Origin of the sequence: Streptomyces sp. NBC_01476 (genome assembly GCF_036227265.1) — a bacterium.
In the GTDB taxonomy this organism is placed as follows: domain Bacteria; phylum Actinomycetota; class Actinomycetes; order Streptomycetales; family Streptomycetaceae; genus Actinacidiphila.
This window is the reverse complement of sequence record NZ_CP109446.1, coordinates 4,272,475-4,292,017: the sequence shown is the minus strand read 5'-3', so window position 1 is coordinate 4,292,017 and position 19,543 is coordinate 4,272,475. Positions and strand designations below refer to the sequence as shown.

At 71.2% G+C, this 19,543-nt stretch carries 20 protein-coding genes; 10 read left to right on the top strand and 10 right to left on the bottom strand.

Going from position 1 to position 19,543, the window contains the following annotated elements:
• Positions 1-2: 2 nt before the first annotated feature.
• The 5 genes from OG552_RS18780 to OG552_RS18760 all read right to left on the bottom strand — a co-directional run bounded on the left by OG552_RS18780 (position 3) and on the right by OG552_RS18760 (position 5,239).
• The gene (locus tag OG552_RS18780; RefSeq protein WP_329134374.1) at positions 3-737 is read right to left on the bottom strand and encodes a response regulator transcription factor; all 735 of its coding nucleotides are present in this window, start codon (positions 735-737) and stop codon (positions 3-5) included.
• Between the two features lie 162 nt (positions 738-899).
• On the bottom strand, positions 900-1,709 hold the full coding sequence (locus OG552_RS18775; protein WP_329134372.1) for a hypothetical protein: 810 nt from the start codon (positions 1,707-1,709) through the stop codon (positions 900-902).
• Between the two features lie 40 nt (positions 1,710-1,749).
• Positions 1,750-2,967 carry an ABC transporter permease gene (locus OG552_RS18770; RefSeq protein ID WP_329134370.1) on the bottom strand — a complete coding sequence of 406 codons (1,218 nt, stop codon included), beginning with the start codon at positions 2,965-2,967 and terminating at the stop codon, positions 1,750-1,752.
• The gene (locus tag OG552_RS18765) at positions 2,964-3,872 is read right to left on the bottom strand and encodes an ABC transporter ATP-binding protein (RefSeq protein WP_329134368.1); all 909 of its coding nucleotides are present in this window, start codon (positions 3,870-3,872) and stop codon (positions 2,964-2,966) included. The genes OG552_RS18770 and OG552_RS18765 overlap by 4 nt, the downstream gene beginning before the upstream one ends.
• Positions 3,869-5,239, bottom strand: coding sequence for an efflux RND transporter periplasmic adaptor subunit (locus tag OG552_RS18760; RefSeq protein WP_329134366.1), 1,371 nt, complete (start codon positions 5,237-5,239; stop codon positions 3,869-3,871). The genes OG552_RS18765 and OG552_RS18760 overlap by 4 nt, the downstream gene beginning before the upstream one ends.
• Positions 5,240-5,593: 354 nt before the next feature.
• Here OG552_RS18760 and OG552_RS18755 point away from each other — a divergent pair, with 354 nt between their 5' ends.
• From OG552_RS18755 to OG552_RS18715, 9 genes are all read left to right on the top strand, one after another.
• Positions 5,594-6,286, top strand: coding sequence for a hypothetical protein (locus tag OG552_RS18755; protein ID WP_329134364.1), 693 nt, complete (start codon positions 5,594-5,596; stop codon positions 6,284-6,286).
• Between the two features lie 1,024 nt (positions 6,287-7,310).
• Entirely contained in the window at positions 7,311-8,420 is a 1,110-nt protein-coding gene (locus OG552_RS18750; RefSeq protein WP_329134363.1) for a metal ABC transporter solute-binding protein, Zn/Mn family, read from the top strand.
• On the top strand, positions 8,417-9,376 hold the full coding sequence (locus OG552_RS18745) for a metal ABC transporter ATP-binding protein (protein WP_329134361.1): 960 nt from the start codon (positions 8,417-8,419) through the stop codon (positions 9,374-9,376). Before OG552_RS18750 ends, OG552_RS18745 begins: the two co-directional genes overlap by 4 nt.
• Positions 9,363-10,283, top strand: coding sequence for a metal ABC transporter permease (locus OG552_RS18740; RefSeq protein ID WP_329134359.1), 921 nt, complete (start codon positions 9,363-9,365; stop codon positions 10,281-10,283). The genes OG552_RS18745 and OG552_RS18740 overlap by 14 nt, the downstream gene beginning before the upstream one ends.
• Positions 10,280-11,158: a metal ABC transporter permease gene (locus OG552_RS18735; RefSeq protein ID WP_329134358.1), complete on the top strand. Its 879-nt coding sequence runs from the start codon at positions 10,280-10,282 to the stop codon at positions 11,156-11,158. The genes OG552_RS18740 and OG552_RS18735 overlap by 4 nt, the downstream gene beginning before the upstream one ends.
• A 10-nt stretch (positions 11,159-11,168) precedes the next feature.
• Positions 11,169-11,879 carry a Fur family transcriptional regulator gene (locus tag OG552_RS18730; protein ID WP_329134356.1) on the top strand — a complete coding sequence of 237 codons (711 nt, stop codon included), beginning with the start codon at positions 11,169-11,171 and terminating at the stop codon, positions 11,877-11,879.
• Positions 11,880-12,170: 291 nt separating this feature from the next.
• The gene (locus OG552_RS18725; RefSeq protein WP_329134354.1) at positions 12,171-12,566 is read left to right on the top strand and encodes a phage holin family protein; all 396 of its coding nucleotides are present in this window, start codon (positions 12,171-12,173) and stop codon (positions 12,564-12,566) included.
• Positions 12,563-13,114: a DUF3618 domain-containing protein gene (locus OG552_RS18720; protein ID WP_329134353.1), complete on the top strand. Its 552-nt coding sequence runs from the start codon at positions 12,563-12,565 to the stop codon at positions 13,112-13,114. The genes OG552_RS18725 and OG552_RS18720 overlap by 4 nt, the downstream gene beginning before the upstream one ends.
• Positions 13,114-13,383, top strand: a complete 270-nt coding sequence (locus OG552_RS18715; protein ID WP_329134351.1) for a DUF4235 domain-containing protein — start codon at positions 13,114-13,116, stop codon at positions 13,381-13,383. The genes OG552_RS18720 and OG552_RS18715 overlap by 1 nt, the downstream gene beginning before the upstream one ends.
• Before the next feature lie 73 nt (positions 13,384-13,456).
• On the opposite strand, the gene OG552_RS18710 is transcribed toward OG552_RS18715, so the two are convergent.
• The 5 genes from OG552_RS18710 to OG552_RS18690 all read right to left on the bottom strand — a co-directional run bounded on the left by OG552_RS18710 (position 13,457) and on the right by OG552_RS18690 (position 17,847).
• Positions 13,457-13,909, bottom strand: a complete 453-nt coding sequence (locus OG552_RS18710) for a type II toxin-antitoxin system PemK/MazF family toxin (RefSeq protein ID WP_329134349.1) — start codon at positions 13,907-13,909, stop codon at positions 13,457-13,459.
• 165 nt (positions 13,910-14,074) lie between these two features.
• Positions 14,075-15,058, bottom strand: coding sequence for an aldo/keto reductase (locus tag OG552_RS18705; RefSeq protein WP_329134346.1), 984 nt, complete (start codon positions 15,056-15,058; stop codon positions 14,075-14,077).
• Between the two features lie 105 nt (positions 15,059-15,163).
• Positions 15,164-15,967 (bottom strand): STM4013/SEN3800 family hydrolase, encoded by an 804-nt coding sequence (locus OG552_RS18700; RefSeq protein ID WP_329134345.1) that lies wholly within the window; start codon positions 15,965-15,967, stop codon positions 15,164-15,166.
• 45 nt (positions 15,968-16,012) lie between these two features.
• Positions 16,013-16,762 (bottom strand): nucleotidyltransferase family protein, encoded by a 750-nt coding sequence (locus OG552_RS18695; RefSeq protein ID WP_329134344.1) that lies wholly within the window; start codon positions 16,760-16,762, stop codon positions 16,013-16,015.
• 701 nt (positions 16,763-17,463) lie between these two features.
• Positions 17,464-17,847: an ATP-binding protein gene (locus tag OG552_RS18690; protein WP_329140941.1), complete on the bottom strand. Its 384-nt coding sequence runs from the start codon at positions 17,845-17,847 to the stop codon at positions 17,464-17,466.
• Positions 17,848-18,194: 347 nt separating this feature from the next.
• On the opposite strand from OG552_RS18690, the gene OG552_RS18685 reads away from it, so the two are divergent.
• A complete protein-coding gene (locus OG552_RS18685; RefSeq protein WP_329134343.1) occupies positions 18,195-19,442 on the top strand; it encodes a helix-turn-helix domain-containing protein in 1,248 nt (415 codons plus the stop codon).
• Positions 19,443-19,543 lie beyond the last annotated feature (101 nt).

Here is a 19,543-nt window from a genome sequence, read left to right as displayed (position 1 = left end):
CGTCAGCCCTGGGCCGGGACGGCGGCCGGGCGGCGCAGCACGTAACCGACCCCCCGCACCGTGTGGATGAGCTTCGGGGCGCCCGAGTCGACCTTGCGCCGCACATAGGAGATGTACGACTCCACGATGCTCAGATCACCGCCGAAGTCGTACGCCCACACGTGGTCGAGGATCTGCGGCTTGGAGACCACCCGGTCGGTGTTGGCCATCAGGTACGCCAGCAGCTTGAACTCGGTCGGGGAGAGCGAGACCGGCTGCCCGGCGCGGGTCACCTGGTGGCCCACCGGGTCGAGCACGAGGTCGCCCGCGACCAGCCGGCCGTCGTCGGTCGGGCCGCCGGTGCGGCGCAGGATGGCCCGGATCCGGGCGATCAGCTCCTCCAGGCTGAACGGTTTGGTGACGTAGTCGTCGCCGCCCGCGGTCAGCCCGTTGATCTTGTCCTCGACACCGTCCTTGGCGGTGAGGAAGAGCACCGGAAGCCGGTCGTCCGACCCGCTCGCGCTCCGCGCCCCCGACTCCTCGCGCAGCCGCTGCACCACCGCGAAACCGGACATGTCCGGCAGCATCACATCGAGGACCACCAGGTCGGGCCGTTCCCGGGCGACCGCGGCGAGCGCGTCGGCCCCGGAGGCCGCCGAGACCACCTTGAAGCCGACGAACCGCAGGGAGGCCGAAAGCAGTTCACGGATGTTGGGTTCGTCGTCGACGACCAGCAGGCTGGCCTCCGGCATGTCCATGGGGCGACCTCCTGGGGCGGATCGTGCGGCCGTACGGCCGGGCGGCCTGACGGGACGGGCGGTACGGGCGGGGCCGGCGGTGCGAGACGGCTGTACGGTGCCGCGGCAGATGTCAGCCGCTGCACCGTACGCCCTGGATCTGTGAGTTCTCCCCGGGCCGGATCAGTTGCCGCCGGCCGCACCTCCCGTACCGCCGGCGCCCGTACCGCCGGCGCCCTGTCCGCCGAAGCCGCCGAAGCCGCCCGCCGGAATGCTGCCCTGGGTCACCGTGGTCGCCGCGATGTCGCCGTTCGAGCCGGCGGTGCCGCGGACGGTCACCGTCTGGCCTGCCTTGAGGTCGGAGACCTTGCCCTCCTTGGTCTCGCTCACCTTCGTCGAACCGCCGGTGGTGACCTTGACGATGTTGCCCTGGGCGTCGGTGACGTAGATCGTGCTGCCGTCGACCAGCTTGACGGTGCCGAAGGTCACGCCGCCGGCCGCACCGGTGCCGGAGCCCGTGCCCGTACCTGTGCCCGTACCTGTGCCGGCCGACGCACCGCCGCCGAAGCCACCGAACGTACGGCCGCCGGTGCCGGTCCCGGTGCCGGTGCCGCCGCGCGCCGAGGCCAGCGCCGCGAACGGGTTGCTGCCGCTGCCGCCGCCCTGGTGCTTCTCCACCAGCGCCCCGGCAGAGAACGCCCCGGCCGCCACCACGCACGCGGCCAGGATCAGTGTCAGCCAGGGCAGTTTGCGGCGCGGCGGCGCCGCCAGCTCGGCCGAGATGTCGCGGGCGTCCGGCGGTTCGGCCAGTACGTCCTCCGGACGCTCGGCCGGTCCCGCCACGATCTCGCCGCGCTCCAGGATCTCGATCCCGCCGGCCTCCTGCTCCGGGACCATCGGCAGCAGCTCCGTACTGCCGGCGCTGTCGGCGTCCCGGTCCGCCCGGACAGCCCCGTCAGCGGATGTGACCAACTCACCTCGGCGTCGTGCCATGGCCGCCGCTCCCTTTCGTCTCGTGCCGCTCACTGTCCGGTCACTCATGCCGCAGCGCCTCGATGGGGCGCAGGCTCGCCGCGCGGTTGGCCGGGTAGCCGCCGAAGAACAGCCCGATGGCGACCGCGATGGCGAAGGCGCCCCACACCGAATCCGGGATGATCACCGGTTTGATCCCGACGATGGTGAAGCGCGAGCCGATCAGCCCCGCCACCACCCCCAGCCCGCCGCCGAGCAGCGACAGCAGCGTCGACTCGGCCAGGAACTGCCCGAGGATGACGCCCTTGGGCGCGCCGATCGCCTTGCGGATACCGATCTCCCGGGTCCGCTCGGTCACCGTCACCAGCATGATGTTGGTGATGCCGATACCGCCGACCAGCAGCGAGATCGCGGCGACCGCGCCCAGCAGCACGGTGAAGGTCTTGTTGGTGTCCGACTGGGTGCTCAGCAGCGACGTCTGGCTGCTGACCCGGAAGTCCAGCGCGTTCGCGTTCGTGATGCCGTGCGTGCCCATCAGGACCGTGGTGATCTCGTTCTGCGCGGGCGTGGTGGCGTCCGCGGACTTCGCCTCGACCAGGATCTGGCTGACCGGGCCGAAGCCGGTGAACGCGTTCTGCACGGTGGGCAGCGGTGCGATCACCGTGTCGTCCGGGTCCTGGAAGCCGGTGCCGCCCTTGGTCTCCAGCACGCCGACCACGGTGAGCGGGGTGCCGCCGAGCACGATCTTCTTGCCGACCGGGCTCACCGTGCCGAACAGATCGGTGGCGGTGGTCGAGCCGATCACCGCGACCTTGCGGGAGTTGAGGACGTCGTCGGCGCTGAAGTAGTCGCCCTTGCCCTTGGCCACCTTGCTGTTGGACGCCTTGAAGTACGCCGGGTAGGTGCCGACGACCTGGCTGACGGCGTGCGAGGTGCCCTCGTACAACGCCGTCTGCGAGGTGGTGACTTCGGGCGCGACCGAGGCGACGTCGGGCGCGTCCGCGGTGTTCGCCAGCGCGCGGGCGTCGTCCACGGTCAGCGGCTTGGTAGTGGTCGCGGACGAACTGCCGCCGAAACCACCGCCGGAGGAGACGGTCAGCGCGTTGGTGCCGAGCTTCTCGATGGAGTCCTTCACCGACTGCGAGGAACCGTTGCCGACCGCCAGCAGGATGATCACCGCGGCCACACCGATCAGCACCCCGAGCATGGTCAGCCCGGAGCGGACCTTGTTGGCGGCGAGGCCGCCGACCGCGAACCGCAGGGTCTCGAAGGGGTTCATACGATGCCTCCCGCGAGCGCCTGCGGGTGGTGCGCGGCGAACCCGGCCGGATCGCGCAGCGCGGGCGGCGGTCCGTCCGCCGGCGCCTGCCGCACATCGGCCACCACCTGTCCGTCCACCAGCCGCAGCACCCGCTTGGCGTGCCGGGCCACTTCGTCCTCGTGGGTGATCAGCACGACGGTGCGCCCGGAGGCGTTGAGCCGGTCGATGATGGCGAGTACGTCCTCGGTGCTGCGGCTGTCCAGGTTGCCGGTCGGTTCGTCGGCGAGCAGCATCGCCGGCGCGGTGACCAGCGCACGGGCCACCGCGACCCGCTGCTGCTGGCCGCCGGAGAGCTCGTTGGGCCGGTGGTCCACCCGGTCGGCGAGGCCCACCAGGGAGAGCGCGGCCAGCGCCCGGCGGCGCCGCTCGGCGGTCCGCACCCCGGCGTAGGCCAGCGGGAGTTCGACCTGGGCGAGCGCGGGGGTGCGGGGCACCAGGTTGAACGACTGGAAGACAAAGCCGATCTTGCGGTTGCGGACCAGCGACAACTGGTGCTCGTCCAGGCCGCCGACGTCGATGCCGTCGAGCAAGTACCGCCCGGAGGTGGGGATGTCGAGGCAGCCGAGGATGTTCATCAGGGTGGACTTGCCGGAGCCGGAGCTGCCCATCACGGCGATCATGTCGCCCTGTTCGACGATCAGGTCGACGCCGGGCGCGTGGCCGGTGCGGGGGTCGGACGGTCCGCCCAGCGCGCGCACCGCGGCGTCGCCGTGGCCGTACTCCTTGAGCAGCGAGCGCACTTCGATCACCGGGGGAGGGGCCCAGGGGCCTTGTCCGGGTGGTTCCGCGGCGGGCTCCCGGCGGTGGAGGCCGGTTCTGGCGGCCCGGCCCAGCCGCCGGGTCAGGGGCTGCTTCCCGCTCATCCCCTGCCACCTCCGCCGCCGAAACCGTTGCTGCGGAAGCCGCCGCCGGCGCCGCCCGCGCCGCCGAGCCGGCTGGTGCCGCCACCGACGCCGCCGGGGAAGGAGCCGCTCGGGAAGCCGCCGTTGCCCGCCGAGGCGACCTGCGGGATCTGCACCCGCTGGCCCTCGGTGAGGCCGCCGGTGATCTGGTCGGTGGTGTCGCCCTCGACGCCGACGGTGACATTGGTCCTGGTGGTGGAGCCGTCCTGATTGACCACCAGCACCGTGCGGTTGGCGCCGGTGCCGGAGACCGCGGCGGTCGGCACGCTCAGCGCGTCCGCCGCCTGGCCGGTGGTCACCTGGATGCTGGCGCTCAGACCGGTGCGGAGGTTGGCGGTGTCGCTGGTGATGGTGAGGGTGGCCGCGTACTGGACGGCGCTGCCGGAGGAGGACCCGCCGCCGGACGAGGACGAACCGCTGGAGACCGGCAGCGAGCTGATCGACAGCACCTTGGCGTCGAGTACGGTGCCGGCCTCGGCGTTCAGCGTCACGGTCGCGGTCTGGCCGGCCTTGATCTTCAGGGCGTCGGCCTCGGAGAAGTCCGCCTTGACCTGCATACCGGACGGGTTCGTCAGCACGATGAAACCGCTGGGCGTGGAGCTGCTGCTCGCGCCGCTGCCGGAACTCGCGCTCGTGCCGGAGCCGCTCGACCCCGAACTGCCGCCCGCACTCGACCCGTTGCCGTTCGTCCCGGAGACGGTGTCGCCCTTGGCACTGGCCACCGAGGCGACCGTGCCGGACACCGGGGCCTTGAGCACGCAGCCGTCGACAGCGCGCTGGGCGGCGTCCACGGCGTTCTGGGCCTGGGTCAACTGGGCCTGCGCCGAGGCGAGTTGGGCGGGGTCCACGGTGGGGGTGGGCGTCGGGGTCGGCTCGGCGGCGTCGCGGCCTGAGCTCCCCGAGGAGCCGGAGTTGCCGGTGGACGCGGGGAGTTCGCCGGCCTCCACCTTGGTGAGGTTCGCCTCGGCCGCGGTCAGTGACGCCTGGTCCTGCTGCAGCGTCTCGTTCGCGTCCGTCGGGTCGACCTTGGCCAGTACCTGGCCCTTCTTCACCGTGTCGCCCGGCTTGACGTCCACCTCGGTGAGCGTGCCGCCGGTGGTGAAGTCCACCCCGGCGTCGCTGGGCGAGGAGAGCGAGCCGGAGCCCGAGACGGTGGCGAGCACGGTGGCCCGGGAGACCGTCGCCACGCGGGCGCTGCCGCTGCCGGCCGAGCTCCCGCTGCCGTCGTCGTGCACCGCCGCGTAGGCGCCGCCGGCGCCCGCGAGGACCACCACACCGAGCACCGAGTTGATCAGGGCGGCCCTGCGCCGCCGTGGGAGCACCTTCATGCCGCGCATCCTGGCCGCAGCCGCCTTTGAAGCCCTGGGAGAACGCTGGGAGTTCGCTGGGAACGCGGACCCGGTGGGGTGGCCGCGCGGCGGTGGCGAATGCGTACATCCGGCTCAATGCGGGCCGGAACGCGGGGCTCCGCGGGTGCGGGGGGCGCGATGTTCCCCGGGAACTCACAGCTCGGTCCCCGACAGTCCCCACCTGGGTGCGGTTCAGTCTGGCCGTCGCCTGCGCGCATCCGTGTCCCGCGCGTGCGCGTGGGCGGCGCGATGGATCAAGGGCGCGATGCACAGGCGGCGGACCCTGCCGGGGCCGCCGGGGCCTGCCGAAGTTTTCCGAGGGGACCTGCGGACATGAACTGGACCACCACCAGCAAGGCCGTCGCGGCCCGTACCGCGCTGAAGGCCGGCGTGTCCGTGACGGTGCTCGCGGCGTCGGGGGCACTGCTCCTCACGGCGTGCTCGTCGGGGTCGTCGGGGTCGTCGGGGTCGTCCGGCACGGACGCGAAGGCGGCGGGGGCCACGTCGGCTGCCGCCGCGGCGTCGGGTTCGGCGTCCGGCGGGGCGTCCGGCGGGGCCAATGACGCGGCGGCGATGGACAAGTACCGCACGTGCCTGTCGCAGCACGGGGTCGACCTGCCGACCTTCCAACGGCCTTCGGGCCGGCCCTCGGGACGTCCCTCCGGGCGGCCGTCGGGTGGCGCGGGCGGCGGCTTCCGTGGCGGGGCCGGCGGGGGCGGCTTCCCCGGCTTCGGCGGTGCGTCGCCGGACGCGGCCACCCAGAAGGCGCTCACCGCGTGCGCGTCGCTGCGCCCGCAGTTCAGCGGTCGCGGCGGGGCGGGCGGGAGCGGTGACAGCAGCGCGTTCCAGGCGTTCACCAGTTGCCTCAAGGACCACGGCGTGACGCTGCCGACGGCCTCCCCCGGCACCGGCGGTGGCTCCGGCGCCTTCCGCGGCCTCAGCACCTCCGACCCCAAAACGGCGAAGGCCTACGACACCTGCAAGCCCCTCCTCCCCCAACGCCCCTCCACCACCCCCACGACCTGACCGCCGCGGCCACGCCGCACGACCGGCGGGGGTCGGGGTCGGCGGGGCGCCGAGCGCCACGCCCGCCGCCCGCCGCCCCCGGGGCGACCCTCCGCCCCGGGCCTGTCCCCGCGCCATCCGGGCGGGACCTTGCCGCACGCCGATCCATAACGGCCCCCATGCCCGGAGCACGCACCCCGCCGGGGGCGGACGCTGAGCGCCACGGCTCGCCGCCGCCAACCCGGCCGCGACCTCCGGGCCTGTCCCCGCGCCATCTGGACGCAGCCCTATCGCCGCGCTGGTCACGGCAGGGGCCGGCCGTCCCCGCGGCCCGATCCGCTTCCGCGTCGGCGGCGGCAAGGGCCCCAGGCTCGGCCCTGGGGTGCCCTTCGCCGCGGGAGTCGGAGGCCAGGTTCTGCGTGCTGAGCGCCCCTTCGTGGGCGCCGTGTCGAGGCTTTCGCCCGATCCGATGCGTTACCGCGCCGGCCGGCGGCGGGACCGTTTCACGCTCGGCTTCCGGACCGCCCGTTGGCGCCTGGCCGAGGCAAGGACTCCGGGCCTGCCCCCCGCTCCGTCCGGACGCAACTCCGCCGCCGCGGTCGTCGGGAGCGGGCCGACCCACGCGCGGGGCTCTGGGGTGCGGGGGCCGCTGAGCACCTCGCCGGGCCCCGGGCGGGCCACCGCCGTTCCGGCACGCTTCCGGCCTCAGGCCCACCGCAGGGTGCCCTGGAGGGCGGGCGGGGCTCTGGGGTGCGGGGGCCGCTGAGCACCGCGCCGGGCCCCGGCGGGCCGCCTCCGTTCCGCCACGCTTCCGGCCTCAGGCACCGCGGCGACCCGCTTCCGGTGCCCCCTTCGTCCGTTTATGCGACGCCATGCGGCACCGCGCGGGCGCGGTCGGGTCAAGAAGTGGCAACGGTTTTCATAACCATGGGCAATCGATCTGGTGGTGAAAACCATTTCCACATAGCGTGCTGGGTGTCCCGCCCGCCGGGCCCCGCCTCCCCGGGGACCGGCGCCGCCCGCTGCCCACCAAGGAGCGCACGCCGTGAAGAGCCCGATATCCCGCCGCCCCGCCCGCACCGGCCCGACCCGTGCCGACGCGCCGGCGCCCGACGGCCGGCTCCGTACCGCCCCGTCCACCGCCGCCGCAGGCAACCGCAGCCGAAACGCCCCCACCGCCGCCGCAGGCAACCGCACCCGGCTCGCCGCCGGCGGCGTGCTGCTCGCCGCCGCGCTCGCCGCGACCACCACCGCCTGCTCCACTTCCGGCGGTGACGACGGCTCCAACGGCGACAGCAAGACCGCCGCCCCAGTGGCGAGCCAGGGCGCCGCGTCCAAGACCATCCAGGTCGTCGCCGCCGAGAACTTCTGGGGCAGCATCGCCGCGCAGGTCGGCGGCAGCCACGTCAAGGTGACCAGCATCATCACCAACCCCGCCACCGACCCGCACGACTACGAACCGACCGCCGCCGACGCCCGTACCGTCTCCGGCGCCCAGTACGCCATCGTCAACGGCATCGGCTACGACGCCTGGGCCGACAAGCTCCTCGCCGCCAGCCCCAGTTCCGGCCGTACCGAGCTGAAGATCGGCGACCTGGTCGGTGTACAGCCCGGCGGCAACCCGCACCGCTGGTACTCGCCCACCGACGTCCACCACGTCATCGAACAGATCACCACCGACTTCAAGAAGCTCGACCCGGCCGACGCCGCCTACTTCGACAGCCAGAAGGCGACCTTCGAGAACACCACCCTCGCGCCGTACAACCAGGCCATCGCCGACATCAAGGCGAAGTACGCGGGCACCCCGATCGGCGCCTCGGAGTCCATCGTCAGCCCGCTCGCCGACGGCCTCGACCTGAAGATGCTCACCCCCGCCTCCTTCCTCACCGCGATCAGCGAGGGCTCCGACCCGACCGCCCACGACAAGGCGGAGATCGACCAGCAGATCAAGAGCAAGCAGATCAAGGTCTACGTCTACAACAGCCAGAACTCCACGCCCGACGTACAGCAGCAGGTCAAGGAGGCCAAGGCCGAGGGCATCCCGGTGGCGACCGTCACCGAGACCCTGACCCCGGCGGGCGCCTCCTTCCAGCAGTGGCAGGTCCGCCAACTGCAGGGCATCGCGGCGGCGCTGGCCAAGGCGACCGGCAAGTGAGCACGGACGCGACCGCCGTACTCGAACTGCGGGACGCGGCCGTGCGGATGGGCGGCCGCACCCTGTGGTCGGGCGTCAACGCCCGCGTCGAAAAAGGTGAGTTCGTCGCCGTGCTGGGCCCGAACGGCGTCGGCAAGTCCACCCTGCTGAAGGTCGCCCTCGGGCTGCTGCCGCCGGCCGCAGGCGAGGTGCGCGTGCTGGGCGAACGGCCCGGCCGCGGCGCCACCGGGCACCGCGTCGGCTATCTCCCGCAGCGCCGCAGCTTCGACGCGAGCCTGCGGATCCGGGGCACCGACATCGTGCGGCTCGGCCTGGACGGCGACCGCTGGGGCGTACCGCTGCCGTTCGCCTGGAGCAGGAAGAAGGCCGAAGCGCGCTGCCGGATCGCCGAGGTGATCGACCTGGTCGGCGCGGGCGCGTACGCCCACCGGCCGATCGGCGCCTGCTCCGGCGGTGAGCAGCAACGGCTCCTGATCGCCCAGGCGTTGGTACGCGAACCCGAACTTCTGCTGCTCGACGAGCCGTTGGACAGTCTCGACCTGCCCAGCCAGAGCGCGGTGGCGGCGCTCGTCGGCCGGATCTGCCACGAGTGCGAGGTGGCGGTGGTGATGGTCGCGCACGACGTCAACCCGATCCTGCACCACCTCGACCGGGTGGTGTACCTCGCGGAGGGCGGCGCGGTGGCGGGCACACCGGACGAGGTGATCACCGGGCCGACGCTGAGCCGGCTCTACCGCACGCCCGTCGAGGTGTTGCGCACCTCGGGCGGCCGGCTGGTCGTGGTCGGCCAGCCGGAGGCACCGGCCCGGCACACCGACCGGCACGCGGAGCCGTACGGGGACCGGCACACCGACCGGCACGCGGAGCCGTACGCAGACCAGCACACCGACCGGCAGGCAGAGCAGCGCACCGCGCCCGGTTCGTACGCCGACGGGGGTGCCCGTGCGGCTGGTTGAGCTGGCGAGCGGCTTCTCCTGGAACCCGGCCGAGGACCTGCGCCAGATGTGGGCGTATTCCTTCATGGTCAACGCCTTCCGGGCCGGCGCCGTCGTGGCCGTACTCGCTGGCTGCGTCGGCTGGTTCATGGTGCTGCGCCGGCAGGCTTTCGCCGGGCACACCCTGTCCCTGGTCGGCTTCCCGGGAGCGGCCGGGGCGACGCTGATCGGAGTGAGCGCGGCCGGCGGCTACTTCGGCTTCTGCCTGGCCGCGGCCCTGGTGCTGGCCGCGGTACCACGGGCCGGCCGGCACGCGGGCGGCGCGGCGGCGGCTGTCACCGGGACCGTCCAAGCCTTCCTGCTGGCCTGCGGGTTCCTCTTCGTCGCCCTCTACAAGGGCTTTCTCAACGGCGTCAACGCCCTGCTCTTCGGCAGTTTCCTCGGCATCACCTCGGACCAGGTCCTGGTACTGCTTGCGGTGGCGGTCTGCTGCCTGGCCGTACTCGCCGTCGTGGGGCGCCCGTTGCTCTTCGCGTCGACCGACCCGGACGTGGCGGCGGCCCGCGGGGTGCCGGTACGGGCGCTGGGCGTCGTCTTCCTGCTGCTGCTCGGCGCGGCGGCCGCGGAGGTCGGCCAGATCACCGGCTCGCTGCTGGTGTTCGCGCTGCTGGTGATGCCCGCGGCCACCGCCCAGACACTGACCGCCCGCCCGGCGGCGGGACTCGTCCTCTCGGTCGGCATCGCGCTCGCCGTCACCTGGAGCGGACTGATCACCGCGTACTTCTCGCCGTATCCGATCGGTTTCTACGTGTCGACCTTCGCCTTCGGGATCTACGTGCTCGCGCGGGCGGGGCGGTCGGCGGTCGACCGGGTGCAGCGCGTACAGCGGATTCAGCGAGTTCAGCCGGCTCAGCAGGTGGCGTCATGACGGACCGTCACTTCTCCCCCAGCGCAACGGTGCTGGCCGCTGGACCGTTCGCGCACCCGTTCTTCGTGCACGCGCTGATCGCCGGCACGGGGATCGCGGTGGCGGCCGGGCTCGTCGGCTACTTCCTCGTGCTGCGCGCGCAGGTCTTCACCGGTGACGCGCTCAGCCACACCGCCTTCACCGGGGCGCTCGCCGCGCTGGCGCTCGGGTGGGACCTGCGGCTCGGGCTGTTCGCGACGTGCGTCGCGGTGGCGCTGCTGCTCGGCACGCTCGGGCACGGCGCCCGGGCCGACGACGTGGCGATCGGCAGCCTCTTCTCCTGGGTGCTGGGCCTGGGCGTCTTCTTCCTCACGCTGTACACGACGTCCCGCAGCACGAGTAATGGCAACGCGGGCGTCACCGTCCTCTTCGGCTCGATCTTCGGGCTCTCCGCGGCCCAGTCGTACGTGGCCGCCGGGGTCGCGGCGGGCTTGGCCGGGGCGCTGCTGCTCATCGCGCGTCCGCTGCTCTTCGCCTCCACCGACCCGGAGGTGGCCGCGGCGCACGGGGTGCCGGTCCGGCTGCTCGGCTTCGGGTTCCTCGTCCTGGTGGGCGCGTGCGCGGCGGAGGCGACGCAGGCGATCGGCTCGCTCCTGCTGCTGGCCCTGCTCGCGGCTCCGGCCGGCGCGGCCCACCGGCTGACCACCCGGCCGTACCCGGCGCTCGCGCTGGCCGCGGGGCTCGCCCTGGGCGAGATGTGGTGTGGGCTCGCCGTCAGCTACTACGTCCCCAAGGTGCCGCCGAGCTTCGCCATCGTGGCCACGGCGACCCTCGTCCACGCGGCCTCCTACGCCGTCCGCCCACCCCGCCGCCCCCTCCCCGCCCCCACCGCCTGACCCCCCTCCCATGCGGCCCCCTCCGCCCACCGCCCCCGACGGCTCTCTGCCCGCCCCCGGCAGGCAAGCCACTGGCAACCCCCTGACCGCCCCCGCCAAACCGGCCTCCAGCAGTTCACCGCCCGGCCCCGCCACCGAGGCAGACGCACGACCCGCGGGCGACCGGACCCCGCACGGCGGGCAGACCCCCACTCCGCCAGGAGGCCAACCCGCCCCCGGCAGGCAGGCCACCGACGACACGCCGGCCGGCCCCGTCGCCGAGGCGGACCCCGGCTCCGCCGGAACCACCCCGCCGGAAGGCGAACACCCGCGGGTGGGGGAGGTCGCGCGGGTTATCGGGCGGCCTACGCGGCAGCGGGCCGCTGTGGTGCGGGCGCTCGCGGAGGGCGGGGGGTTCACGAGCGCGCAGGCGCTGCACGCGGGGCTGCGGGCGGACGGGCGGCGGGTCGGGCTCAATACGGTCTACCGGACGCTCACCGCGCTGGCCGCGGCCGGCCGCGCGGACGTCGTCCACGAACCCAGCGGCGAACGCCTCTTCCGCTTCCGGCACTCCCCGGGCCACCAGCACTACCTGGTCTGCCGCCAGTGCGGCCTGAGCCTGCTGCTGGACACCGCGCCGGTCGAGCGGTGGGCCGACCAGGTGGCGGCCGGCACCGGCTTCGCCGAGGTCACCCACACCCTGGAACTCAGCGGGGTGTGCGCGGACTGCCTCGCGCGCTGACTCACCCCCGGGCGAGCAGCCCGGTGATCGTCGCCTCCGTCAGATCCCGCACGCGCGGCCCGGGGCGTCGCGGTGGCCCGCCGGGTGCGAGCGGGGTCACCGCCGCAGGCATCGCCGGGGTCCCGGCCGGGGTCCCGGCCCGCCCGGCAGCGTGACCCACGGCGCCCGCGACGGACATCCGGGTGGTTTCCGTTTCTGTTCGCCCCCTGTGGAAAGCCGATACCCGAGAGCGGGTGCGTCCACCGGGCGTCCCCGCCCCCTCACCCGGCGAAAACGACGGAGGTGACGGCCGTGACGTACGTGGACGGGGCCGACCGATCGGTCGGCACTCTGGTGAAACAGGGCACCGAGCAGCTCTCCCAGCTGGTGCGGCAGGAACTGAAACTGGCCCAGGCCGAGCTGACCCAGAAGGGCAAGCGGGCCGGCATCGGCGGCGGCCTGTTCGGCGCCGCCGCGCTGGTCGCCTTCTTCGGCATCGCGGCCCTGGTCGTCACGGTGATCGCGGCGATCCCGCTCGCGGTGTGGGCCGCTTCCCTGATCGTCGCCGGCGGTCTGCTGCTGCTCGCCGGAATTCTGGCACTGCTCGGAAAGCACGAGGTCAAGCAAGCCGTACCGCCGATTCCCGGTGAGGCGGTCGACAGCGTGAAGCAGGACGTGGAATCGCTGAAGGAAAGGGCGAAACGATGACGCAGGACTCCCCCGGGAAGCCGGACTCCGCCGGGCGCCACACCGACCCGGCGCTGGCCGAACTGGAAGCGCAGATCGACAAGACCCGCGAGCAGCTCGGCGAGACGGTCGAGGAACTGGCCGCCAAGGCCGACGTCCCCGCCCGGGCCAAGGCCAAGGCCCACCAGACCGCGGACCGGGTCCGCGCCACCGCCCAGCGCGCCGAGGCGAAGGTGACCGCCGCCGGCCATGAGGCCGCCGGCCGGATCACCGGGGCGAAGGAGAAGGCGGCGGACAAGGTCACCGCCGCCAAGGAGAAGGCAGCCGGCTCGGCCGGGGCCGCCAGGGACGAGGCGACGGGCAAGGTGGCCGGCGCCTCCGAGGCGGTACGTTCCTCCGGCTCGCATCTGGCCGGCTCCGCGCACGACGCGGGCGCCAAGGCCGGGGCCAAGCTGAGCCGGGTCTCCGACGACCAGTGGCGGGGCACCTACCTGCCGCTGGCCGCCGGGTTCACCGCGGCGGCAGCCGCCGGCGCGATCCTCTGGCTCAAGCACCGGAGCGACCACTGATGAAAGCCGTCACCGTCGCTTACAAGCCGGTCGGCCTGCTGGTCGGTATTGCCGGCGGCATGCTGGCCGGCGCGGTCTTCTCCCAGGTCTGGAAGCTGGTCGCGCACGACGACGACGCCCCCGACATGCTGGACGAGGACCGCGGGTGGGGCGAGGCGCTGGCCGCCGCCGCCCTGCACGGCGCGATCTTCGCCGTGGTCAAGGGCGTCGTCAACCGGGCCGGTGCGAGCGGTGTCCGGCGCCTCACCGGCGACTGGCCCAAGGGCTGAGCCCCTGGGCCGTGCCGGTCCGTGAGCGCGTCCCGCCCTGCTCCCCGGGCAGCCCCCTTCGGGGTGGGGCCGCTCAGTGCCAGCCGTAGAGCTCCTTGAGCCGGTTCACCACCAGGTTGAAGCGGCCGCGGTCCAGCGCGCAGGCCTCGCGCCGCATGCCCTGTTCGTACAAGCGCATGATGCGGTCCACCGCCACCCAGGAGTCGCGGCCGGCGCGGTCCCACGGGCCGGCGCCTATCGGCACCCACTCGCGATCGTGGTCGTGGCGCTTGCTGGAGAGCTGGACCGCGAGCAGGGTGCCGCCGGTCTCCCGGGCCACCACCAGCACGGGGCGGTCCTTGCCGCGGCCGTCGTTCTCCTCGAACGGCACCCAGGTCCAGACGATTTCGCCCGGGTCGGGGTCGCCGTCGTGAGCCGGGGCGTACTCGGTACGGACCCGGCCGACGGCATGCGCGTCGGCTTCGGTGGTGGCGTACGGGCCAGTGGCGCCGGGGAACTCGGCGTGGTCATCGGTGAAGGTCGTCACGCGCACGACCGTAGAGCCTGCGCGTGCGGCCCGGAACAGCAGCCCCCACCGGGCGGAATCCGGGCCATCGGCCGGGCCATCGGCCGGACCATCGGCGGGGGGCGGCGGGCGCCCGGCGGGACCCGGGCCACCAGCGGCGCAGCCCCCCGCCGGGCCGGGGCCCGGTCACCAGCGGGCGTGCACCTGGGGCCTGATCCGACGGTCGTACAGGTCCCGTACCGCGTCCAGTGTCTTCTCGCTCAGCGGGGCGAGCGCGGCGGCTTCGGCGTTCGCCCGGGCCTGTGCCACCGAGCGGGCGCCCGGAATGACGGAGGTCACGCCGGGCTGCTGGATGATCCAGCGCAGCGCGGTCTGCGCGGGCGTGGCACCCTGCGGCGCGAGTCCGGCGAACTCCGCCGCCGCGTCGAGACCGGTCTCGTAGTCGACGCCGGAGAAGGTCTCGCCCTGGTCGAACGCCTCGCCGTGCCGGTTGTAGGTGCGGTGGTCGTCGGCGGCGAAGACCGTCTCGCGGGTGTACTTGCCGGTGAGCAGGCCCGAGGCGAGCGGCACCCGGGCGACGATGCCGACCCCGGCCGCCGCGGCGGCGGGCAGCACCTCCTCCAGCGGCTTCAGCCGGAACGGGTTGAGGATGATCTGCACGCTCGCCACGCCCGGCCGGGCGATCGCGGTCAGCGCCTCGGCGCAGGTCTCCACGCTCACCGCGTAGTGGGCGATCCGCTTCTCGGCGACCAGGGTGTCCAGCGCGTCGAAGACCTCGTCCGAGGAGTAGACGGGCGTCGGCGGGCAGTGCAGCTGCACCAGGTCAAGGGTGTCCACGCCCAGGTTCGCCCGCGAACGGTCGTTCCAGGCACGGAAGTTGGCGAGGTTGTAGTTCTCCGGGAGCTGGTCCTGGCGGCGGCCCGTCTTGGTGGCGACGAAGACCCGCGCGTCCGGCCGCTCCCGAAGGTAGCGGCCGATCAGCTGCTCGCTGCGCCCGTCGCCGTACACATCCGCGGTGTCGAAGAAGGTCACGCCCTCCTCGACGGCGGCGTCCAGCACCGCGAGCGCGTCCTCCTCGCGGACATCGCCCCAGTCGGCGCCCAGCTGCCACGTACCCAGTCCGACGACGGAGACCGTACGGCCCGTCCTGCCCAGAACTCGCTGCTCCATGGCCCCGATGCTACGTGCCCGCTCCCCCCGGCCCACGTGCCCGGTCCTACCGGCCGTCCGCCTGGGGATGGGCGGACGGCCGATGCCGTTGACGAGGTCAGACGGTCAGCAGGGCACCAGGGACTCCGCGTACGGAACGCTCCACACGGCGGGGTGGGCAATACCGTGCCCGCTGTGCCCATCTTCTCCGAATGCCTCACCATGATCAGCGCACATGAGCACGAGCCACGAGCCGAGACTCGGCATAGCCTCGAACAATCGCCCTAACTGCCCATCCGCATAGGACAGCGCCGCACACTGACTTTCCCAGGAGTCCACCGAAGAACCCGGCAGATAAACATGGTGGGGTGTGTGCGTGGCTGAGATGTTGAGAAACAGAAAGAGAGGTTTCTCACTCCGTTGGCTCTCCAGCACTTTCAAGGATATGTCCACCTGATTGCGTGTAGATTCGGGACAGTCTGTTCCGGTATCCGGATTCCAGTAGCTTTCCTGAAACAAACCGGGCAGCACGCGCCCTAATTTCGTCTGGCTTGAGAAGAATCCCACCCCACCAATGCAAACAGTACGGTAACCGATCCCGGAAAATCCGGTAACGATGTCCGAGGCATCGAATACATACGTCCGGTCGCCAATGGTCGTCCCGCGCATCGCATGACATGCAAACAGTCTTTTGGGACGCTCCGGTCCAGAGGGGACGGGAAGGAAGCCGGAGAAAAACGCCGTGTGAGCAGGATACGTGAATGATCCCTGCGTCCGCCGTTCCTCCCACAGCCCATCAGGTAAAATATTCTCCAGATTCGGAGTCATTCCGGCGTGAAGCGTTGACCGTGCTACGTCGTAGCGCAATGAGTCGAACGTAACGAACAGTATGTGACGGCGGTCTCCTACTACCTCATTCGCATTGATCACTGTACCGCTTCCCTTCGACTCAGTGGGCCAACGCCGGCCCCTCGATCAGATATTGGGGTCTGTCGTCTGGAATTCCGAGGGGAGCAGCCGCCCCGACAACCGGACTTCCTTGGATGCCGAAATCACGTCTTTGACCGTGTCGATCCCCTTCCAATACCCGGAAATTCGGTAGCCGACCAGGCGCCCCTCCTTGGCCAGCTGCGGAAAGGTACTTTCTTCGTGATCTCCCTTGTCCGGCAGCATCGGTACAACCTCCGGACCGAATACGTAGATTCCGGCATTGATCCAGTAGGGCAGGCTCGGCGACTGGACGAATCCTTTGATGCGGTTTTCTTCACCCAGTTCGGCGACACCCCAGTTCGAGCGGTACGGAGACAATGCGACCGTGACCGCCCCACCGTTATTGTCGTGGTACTCGGAAAGATCGGTGAGGGAGAAATTGGTGATTACGTCTCCGTTCAGCACGTAAAAGGGGGCTTCGGGTTCAGCCAGCCGTCCGGCTCCGAATTTAAGCCCTCCGCCCCGGCCAAGAGGTTCTTCCTCGATGGCGTAGTGGATATCCAGACCGAACCGTGAACCATCGCCCGCGTAGTTATTGATCATCTCGTGCTTATACCCGCCGCTGATCGTGACGGACTTAATCCCGTGTCCTGCCAACCAACTGAGCTGGTAACCGATGATCGGAGCCCCGGCTACCGGCACCATCGCTTTCGGTGCATCGTCCGTGTAGGGCCGCATGCGTGTTGCCTGGCCACCCGCAAGAATCAGCGCTTGCGTTACCAAACCTGTAGTCATGTCTCGTGCTCCTCCGTGTTCGGGGCGCCTAGTGGCACTCGCATCCGGCATCCTTCCAGCCATGACCCGCACTCCGGTACAAGCCTGTTGCGTTGCTGTCCGAAGCAGCGTGCGTCGAGCGCTCCGGCCATGTCGCTGTCGCCATCGAGTCGCCGATCCTCACGGCTCGCCCCGGGAGAAACACGGCCGGAACGACTGCCCGGGCCTGTCAACCGACGAAGCTGGAGCGGTTCTTCTGCCAGTCGGCGCGAGCCTCGATCAGCGCAGAAAGTACCTGGTGTGCCAAATAGTCAGCCTGAGCCCTTAGCCTGGCTGCGACTTCGGCGAGGCCATCCGGGTCCAGGCGAAGGATGCTGAACCCTCGAACGGAGCGCGATGGGTGATGTCGGCAAGCGCGATCGAGAACCGCTCCAGGGGTACCCCCGTGTCGGTCGGGTCCTTCTCAGCCCACTCGGGGAGGTAGCCGGATGCCTCAACACCGCTACTCGTGCTGATCGTCCAGCTTCGTTGATCGCTCGTAGGTGTCGCCATGATGTTTTCTCTCAGAGTTGCGTCAGCAGGAACGCCAGCAGACCGAAACCCAGGGCCAGCAGCACCACGTACAGCAGACCGGTGTACCGAGCCGCCCTGGCCCAGAACTTCACCTCACTCCCAGGCGGACCTGAGCCCAGATGACCGTCATCTTCAATGTGACCGCCCCCTCATGTGCCGCCCTCAGGCTGCTTACCGTCACCCTCGTCCGTAACGACGGCCCAGACCAGTTTCCCGACGCCGGATCGCCCGCTGCTTCCCCACCGTCCGTTGGTCAATGCGTCGACCAGGCAGAGACCCCGCCCCGACTCGCCAGTCTCCGAAGGTTCCCCGACCACCGGTCGGATCTCGTCGGCGTCATGCACCTCGATCCGCACCCCTGCAGGCACCCGCTCGTATCGCGTCTCCACGAGACGATCCCGAGGGGCGTTCGCGTGCTGCACCGCGTTGGTGAGAAGTTCCGAAACCACGACCCCCGCACGGTCCGCCAAGTGCGCTAAGCCCCAGCGCTCCAGATGGCCCCACAAATCACGGCGTGCCTGCCCTGCACACACGGGGCTGCGGGGCCACCTCTTCACCACGACCGAGCCCGCCGGGTCGATCGACTCATCGGGCACGCAGACCGGAGTAAGCAGCTTCAAACTCACAGCGCCTCCCTCCGAAGAGCAGCCGCCGCGGGGAAGTGGCCGAAGACGAGAGCCCCACGGTCGCTCTCAACCCCCCGAACCCTCGCTGGGTAAACCTGTGCATGTCCGCCTGCTTTCGCCATGTGGGCCATCCCCAGGCCATCGGAGCCGGCCGCGGGGTTCTGTCATTCCCATCGAATCCGCCGGACTCGTTCAGGTGAGGAACCAGACAGGGGGCCAGGGAGAGGCCACACTTGGAGGGGAGGGGGCCAGAGATGAGCGAAAGTGAACGGCGACAACGGTTCGGCGCCTACCTGGCGCAGCTCCGGCGCCGAACCAAGAAGTCGCAGCGGCAGTTGGCTCTTACGCTCTGCGACAGTGCGGGAATCACTTCCATCACACGGAACGAGGTCTCACGCTGGGAACGCGGCGAACGCATCCCAGATCTGTGGCTCCCCTTCCTGGCCGCAGCCCTTGGCGCCCCGCTGCACGAGTTGGAACGTGCCGCCGCGTACGCGCGGAACGAGGCAGACGGCGTCTTGCCCGGCCCCAACGCGACCCTCGCCGAGCTACTGCCGGAGAGCGAACTCCTGGCCCCCCGGGGGGCCCTTCGGGGGCGCCGCCTGGGGACCGAGGACATCAGCAGTCTCAGTGCCCGCGCGCACGCCCTGCGGCTGGCGGATGACGTCCTGTCGGGCGGTGACCTGATCGCACCCGCTTTCCGCGAGCTGCACGCAGTTGTCCGTCTCTACCAAGAGAGCACGTTCAGCGAGGACACTGAGCGGAGTCTGCTGATCCAAATCGCCGAACTCGCCCAGATCTCCGGATGGATCGCCTCCGACGCGGGACGCCACGCTGATGCTGAGCGCGCATACGGTTTGGGTATCTCGGCAGCGCGAAAGGCCGGTGACCGCACGTTGGCGGCGAATCTGGCCGGCTCGCTCGCCTACCAGCACACGAACACCGGTCGCCAGCGTGAAGGCATCGACCTGGCACACGCGGCCGTCGAAGAAGCCGGACCGGATGCGTCGGCGAAACCCCGCGCACTTTTCCTCGACCGCGTTGCGTGGGCTCATGCAAAGGCAGGCGAAGCACAACCCGCAATCAGGGCGCTTGGACAAGCACATGAGGCCCTGGAAGATGACAACGGAGCCGCTGCACCGACATGGGCGTACTGGGTGACCTCAGAAGAGCTGGACGTGATGGATGCCCGAGCGTTCACAGAACTGCGCAGACCGCTGAGGGCTGTCCCTCTGCTGTCGGATGTACTCGCCCGGTACGACGCCACCCATGTACGCGAAGTCGCCCTGTACCGATCCTGGCTGGCGGAGGCGCTGGCAGACGCGAACGAGCCAGAACAGGCGGCCCAAGAGACCCGGCGGATTATCGAGTTGTCCGGTGACCTCACCAGTGACCGCACGGCCGAGCGGACTCGCGTCGTCCTCGAACGCCTAGGAGAACACGACGAGGTTTCCGAGGTCCGCGAGCTGCTCAACGACTACGGCCACCTGTTGCTGCTGTAGCCCCCAACCGGCGCGGGGCACCCGGACCACGTTCGCGGGTTGCGCAACACCCTGCAGCCGCCACGGGGCAAGCCTCGAAGATCGGGGCCGACCGCCGAAGC